This window comes from Paraburkholderia sp. NMBU_R16 (assembly GCF_013282575.1).
Taxonomy (GTDB): Bacteria; Pseudomonadota; Gammaproteobacteria; order Burkholderiales; family Burkholderiaceae; genus Trinickia.
In genome coordinates this window covers 1-254 of the sequence record NZ_JAAAYE010000401.1, presented here as the reverse complement: position 1 = coordinate 254, position 254 = coordinate 1, and the positions used below count along the sequence as shown (strand labels likewise).

The 254-nt window shown below is 57.5% G+C and carries 1 protein-coding gene; it reads left to right on the top strand.

Translation table 11 applies throughout. The features are described 5' to 3' along the window. A partial coding sequence (locus GWC77_RS29380; protein WP_217283478.1) for a hypothetical protein occupies window positions 1–243 on the top strand: 243 nt, incomplete at its 5' end. Window positions 244–254: the final 11 nt, after the last annotated feature.

Genomic DNA, 254 nt, shown 5'->3' with positions numbered 1-254 from the left:
GTTCACGAGATCGAGTCAATATCGACGCTTCCCATGGCGTTGCCACCTATCCACGATAGTGAGGCAGGCTATGGCGATGCGCAAGCGCGAAGACGGTCCCGAGGTGTTTCCGAATGCGGCGGGCATTCAACTGGTTGCGCGTTTTTCGAGGTCATGGAATTTGTCTGCGAGGCGGACTGCAGCTGGGTTTCAGGGCGGTTGCTGGAGTCAGGCTATAGTCCAGATTTGTGGACGGGCGAATGACGGGAACCCCA